The sequence below is a fragment of the Streptomyces sp. LS1784 genome (assembly GCF_020103755.1).
Taxonomy (GTDB): domain Bacteria; phylum Actinomycetota; class Actinomycetes; order Streptomycetales; family Streptomycetaceae; genus Kitasatospora.
On the sequence record NZ_JAHSQD010000647.1, the window covers coordinates 1 to 4,292 of the forward strand.

At 74.5% G+C, this 4,292-nt stretch carries 5 protein-coding genes; 1 reads left to right on the top strand and 4 read right to left on the bottom strand.

Annotated features, from left to right (window positions below; genetic code table 11):
* Positions 1-172: 172 nt before the first annotated feature.
* The 3 genes from KS423_RS39695 to KS423_RS39705 form a co-directional block, all read right to left on the bottom strand.
* A complete protein-coding gene (locus KS423_RS39695; protein ID WP_224284587.1) occupies positions 173-355 on the bottom strand; it encodes a Trm112 family protein in 183 nt (60 codons plus the stop codon).
* 132 nt (positions 356-487) lie between these two features.
* Complete coding sequence (locus tag KS423_RS39700; protein WP_224284588.1) at positions 488-1,873, bottom strand: phosphomannomutase/phosphoglucomutase; 1,386 nt, start codon at positions 1,871-1,873, stop codon at positions 488-490.
* Between the two features lie 128 nt (positions 1,874-2,001).
* A complete protein-coding gene (locus KS423_RS39705) occupies positions 2,002-2,367 on the bottom strand; it encodes a DUF3499 domain-containing protein (RefSeq protein ID WP_224284589.1) in 366 nt (121 codons plus the stop codon).
* Positions 2,368-2,531: 164 nt separating this feature from the next.
* Here KS423_RS39705 and KS423_RS39710 point away from each other — a divergent pair, with 164 nt between their 5' ends.
* On the top strand, positions 2,532-2,984 hold the full coding sequence (locus KS423_RS39710) for a metallopeptidase family protein (protein WP_030245500.1): 453 nt from the start codon (positions 2,532-2,534) through the stop codon (positions 2,982-2,984).
* Positions 2,985-3,066: 82 nt separating this feature from the next.
* On the opposite strand, the gene KS423_RS39715 is transcribed toward KS423_RS39710, so the two are convergent.
* Positions 3,067-4,292: DUF5719 family protein (locus tag KS423_RS39715; protein WP_224284590.1), on the bottom strand; the 1,226-nt coding region annotated here is incomplete at its 5' end.

Below are 4,292 nucleotides of genomic sequence, written 5' to 3' on the forward strand. Positions count from 1 at the left end.
CCGCGCACCGGCGCCGGCCAGGGCCAGCAGGGCGCGGTCGCGGTCGGCGCGCTGGAGGGCGGCCGGGTCGTCGAGCAGGGTGTCGTCGAGCATGCGGCGAACCTCCGGCTGCGGTCCTGGGCGCGCGCTCCGTTGCGCGCCGGGCGGTCGGGGTGGGGCTTCCTCCCCAGGATTAGGCCGGGCGGCGGGCCTCGTCCACCAGGAGGACCGGAATGCCCTCGCGGACCGGGTACGCGAGGCCGCAGTCCGCACCGGTGCAGACCAGCTCGGGCTGCTCCTCGGTGCCGCCCTCGGCGAGCGCGGCCCGGCACTGCGGGCAGACCAGGATCTCCAGCAGGAAGGATTCGAGCTTCATGGGGCTCTCCAAAGTTCGGGGGTGGCACGGAGGTGCCCCGGCCGATAGGAAACCCTACCGGCCGGGGCACCGGCGCCCGTGGTCAGGCGCTCTGCTCGGGCCCCCGGCGGCGTTCGCCGGGCCGGGCGTCGCTCAGCCGCGGACGACGGCGAGCACGCCGTCGCGCAGCTCGGCCATCTTCGCCGGGTCCTTGGCCTCGACGTTCAGGCGCAGCAGCGGCTCGGTGTTGGAGGCGCGCAGGTTGAACCACCAGTCCGGGCCGGCCACGGTCAGGCCGTCCAGCTCGTCCACCGTGGTGCCCTCCCCGCCGGCGTAGGCGGCGCGGACGGCGGCGGTGCTGGCGGCCTGGTCGGCCACGGTGCTGTTGATCTCGCCGGAGGCGGCGTAGCGGTCGTACTCGGCGGTGAGCTCGGACAGCGTGCCGGGCTGCCCGCCGAGCGCGGCCAGCACGTGCAGCGCGGCCAGCATGCCGGTGTCGGCCCGCCAGAAGTCGCGGAAGTAGTAGTGCGCGGAGTGCTCGCCGCCGAAGACGGCGTCGGTCTCGGCCATCTCCTGCTTGATGAAGGAGTGGCCGACCCGGGTGCGCACCGGCTTGGCACCGAGCTCGCGGACCACCTCGGGGACGGTCCAGGAGGTGATCAGGTTGTGGATGATCGTCGGCTCGCTCTCGCCGGCCGCCCGGGCGCGGGCGATCTCGCGGGCGGCGACCAGGGCGGTGATCGCCGACGGGGAGACCGGCTCGCCGCACTCGTCCACGACGAAGCAGCGGTCGGCGTCGCCGTCGAAGGCCAGGCCCAGGTCGGCGCCGACCTCGCGGACCTTGGCCTGGAGGTCGACCAGGTTCTTCGGGTCGAGCGGGTTGGCCTCGTGGTTCGGGAAGGTGCCGTCCAGCTCGAAGTACATCGGGACGAGCTCGACCGGCAGGCCGTCGAAGACGGTCGGCACGGTGTGGCCGCCCATGCCGTTGCCGGCGTCCACCGCGACCTTGAGCGGGCGGATCGCGGTGAGGTCGACCAGGCCCAGCAGGTGGTCGGCGTAGCCGCGCAGGGTGTCCTGGGCGGACAGCTCGCCCGGCTTCACGTCCTTGGCCGGGACGGTGACGGTGTCGTCCTCCGCGGTCCAGGACTCGACCAGCTCGCGGATCTCGGCCAGGCCGGTGTCCTGGCCGACCGGGGCGGCACCGGCCCGGCACAGCTTGATGCCGTTGTACTGGGCCGGGTTGTGGCTGGCGGTGAACATCGCGCCGGGCAGGTCGAGCTTGCCGCTGGCGTAGTACAGCTGGTCGGTGGAGCACAGCCCGATCTGCACCACGTCGGCGCCGTAGGCCGCGGCGCCCTCGGCGAAGGCCAGGCTCAGCGACGGGGAGGAAGGCCGCATGTCGTGCCCGACCACGATCGCGGACGCGCCGGTGACCCGCACGAACGCGGCGCCGAAGGCCCGGGAGAGGCTCTCGTCCCACTGGTCCGGGACGACGCCTCGGACGTCGTACGCCTTCACGAGCTGCTTGAGGTCGCGCACTGCGGCTCCACCCTGGTCTTAGGACTGATCACGACATGTCGGAACCACCGCGCGTCCGGTCGACGGCGCGGTGACGGTAGACGGGCAGCGTACCCGGGCCGGGCGAACGCCCCGTGCCGGGTGAGGACTCAGTTGTCGGGCGAGCGCAGGACCCGGAGGTGGCCGCGGCGGCCGCTCTCGGTGGACTCCCCCTCGGGACCGCGGCCCTGACGGGTGGTCGGCGGGCGGGCCGCCTCGCGCACGGCGTTGGCCAGCGCCTCCAGGTCGTCGCTGCTGCGGCGCAGCGGGCCGGCCTCGGCGGCGAGCCGGACGACCTCCCAGCCGCGCGGGGCGGTGAGGCGCTCGGCGTGCTCGGCGCACAGGTCGTAGCAGTGCGGCTCGGCATAGGTGGCGAGCGGGCCGAGGACGGCGGTGGAGTCCGCGTAGACGTACGTCAGCGTCGCGACGGCCGGCCGGCCGCACGCGGTCCGCGAACAACGACGTACAGAGCTCACGAGGGTGGACGGTACCGCACTCCCCGCCGGGGAGCGAAGACCGCCTGCCCGGAGGGGGTGCCGTGTCGCCGTCCGGGCGCCGGGGCCGCGTATCCAACACCCCGTGCGATTCCCGGCCGGAGTGGTCCACTTCCGACCCTCCAAGGACTACCCTCGGCAGTGATATGGACAGCTCCGCACCGCAGTCATCGACAGGCCCAGCGCGCCGCCCCCGGCACCGCGACCGGCACGGCAGGGGCCTGCGCGGCCCGCTGGCTCCACCCCAGGTGCCGATCTCGCTCACCCGCTCCGAGCTGTTCGACGACTATGTGCGCGAGTCGGTGGAGCGCCTCGAACGGCGTTGGCCGCAGTTGATCGAGGTGGAGTTCGCCGTCCAGGAGGTTCCGCTGCACGAGCCGGACGGCGCCGACGCCGAGGACGGCGTGCCGCTGGGGCGGGTGTCGCCGGGCAAGCAGGGGCGCAAGAGCCAGATCGTGGTGTACCGGCGGCCGGTGGAGATCCGGGCGAAGACCCGGGAGGACCGCGCGGCGCTGGTGCACGAGATCCTGATCGAGCAGGTCGCCGAGCTGCTGGGGCTGTCGCCGGACGCCATCGACCCGCGCTACGACGAGGACTGAGCAGCCGGGAGCCGAGGGGCGCGCCCGGAGGCGGTGAGGGGTCACGGCCCGCGCCGGGGTCGGCCCCGGCGCGGGCTCCGGCTCAGCGCAGGACGACGCCCGGATCCTGGCCGGCCTGCGGGACCTTGACGGTGCTGCGGTCGTCGCGCAGCGCCTGGATGGTGAACATCGGCACGTCCTTGGCCGGCAGGGACAGCATCCGGGCGGCCACCACCGGGCCGCCGGAGACGGTCTCCACGGTGAGGGCGAAGACGCCGTTCAGCCCGGCGGGCTCGGGCGCCGGGAGGGCGACCGTGCCACCGGCCGGGAGCTGGACCTCCTTGGTGGCCGGTGTGCCGCCGCCGCTGCCGGCCGAGGCGGTGACCCGGACGGTGGCGGCCTCGCCGCTGGAGGTCAGGTAGAGGGTGGAGGCGCCGGCCCGGTTGTCGGCGACGGTGGCGCGGGCCCCGACCGGGTTGCTGCCGGTCAGCCAGGCCGCGTCGGTCTTGCCGTTGGCCGCCGCCCGGTCGATCCGCAGCCCGGCCACGATCGGGGTGCGGTGCTTGTCGTCGCTGGGCGACAGCCGCAGCCCGGCGACCTCGTCCCGGGTGACCTTGCCGAGGTCGACGGCGGCCACCATGCCCGCCTTGACGTGGATCGACTCGTTGCCGGCCGGGCTGAACCAGCCGTTCTTGCCGGACAGCTGGATCTTCAGGTCGGCGTCGTCCTCCGGCGGTGCCCAGACCACCAGGCGGGCGGAGGCGGTGTCGGCGGGCAGACCGGGCAGCACCTGGGTGGGGGACGGGTCGGCCGAGGCAGGGACCCAGTCGGCGCCCTTGCCGCCGTCGGCGGCGTGCAGCGCGGCGCCGACCCGCCCGGAGCGCACCACCACGTGCACCGCGAGGTCGGCGACCGCGCCCTTGCTGAGGGTCGACAGCAGGATGGCCTGGGAGCTGCCGGGCGAGACGGTGATCCCGTTGGCGGCGTCGTTGTCGATCAGGCCCTTGTCGCCGTAGAGCTTGATGTCCACCACCGCGGCGGCGGACTCGGTGTTGACCAGGCTGAGGTAGTCGACCCGGTCGCCGGCGGTACTGGCCCCGGCGAACCAGAAGCTGGTCCCGGCCGGGGTGCAGGTGAGGCCGGACAGGCCGAGGCCGCGCTGCTCGGTGACCACCGTGGTCTGGGTGACGGTGAAGCCGGGAGCGAGGGCGCCGGTGGCGACGGCCCCGGTGCCGGGCGCGGCGTCGCTGTTGCCGGCCGGGCCGGTGGCCGGGGTGCCGGGCTTGGACACGGTCAGCCGGGCGTCGGCGGGCGCCGCGTTCTTGTCCT

What these genes read in the sequence shown, in the direction of transcription:
- KS423_RS39695 (WP_224284587.1), bottom strand. Translation starts at nt 355, where the DNA reads ATGAAGCTCGAATCCTTCCTGCTGGAGATCCTGGTCTGCCCGCAGTGC.
- KS423_RS39710 (WP_030245500.1), top strand. Translation starts at nt 2,532, where the DNA reads ATGGACAGCTCCGCACCGCAGTCATCGACAGGCCCAGCGCGCCGCCCC.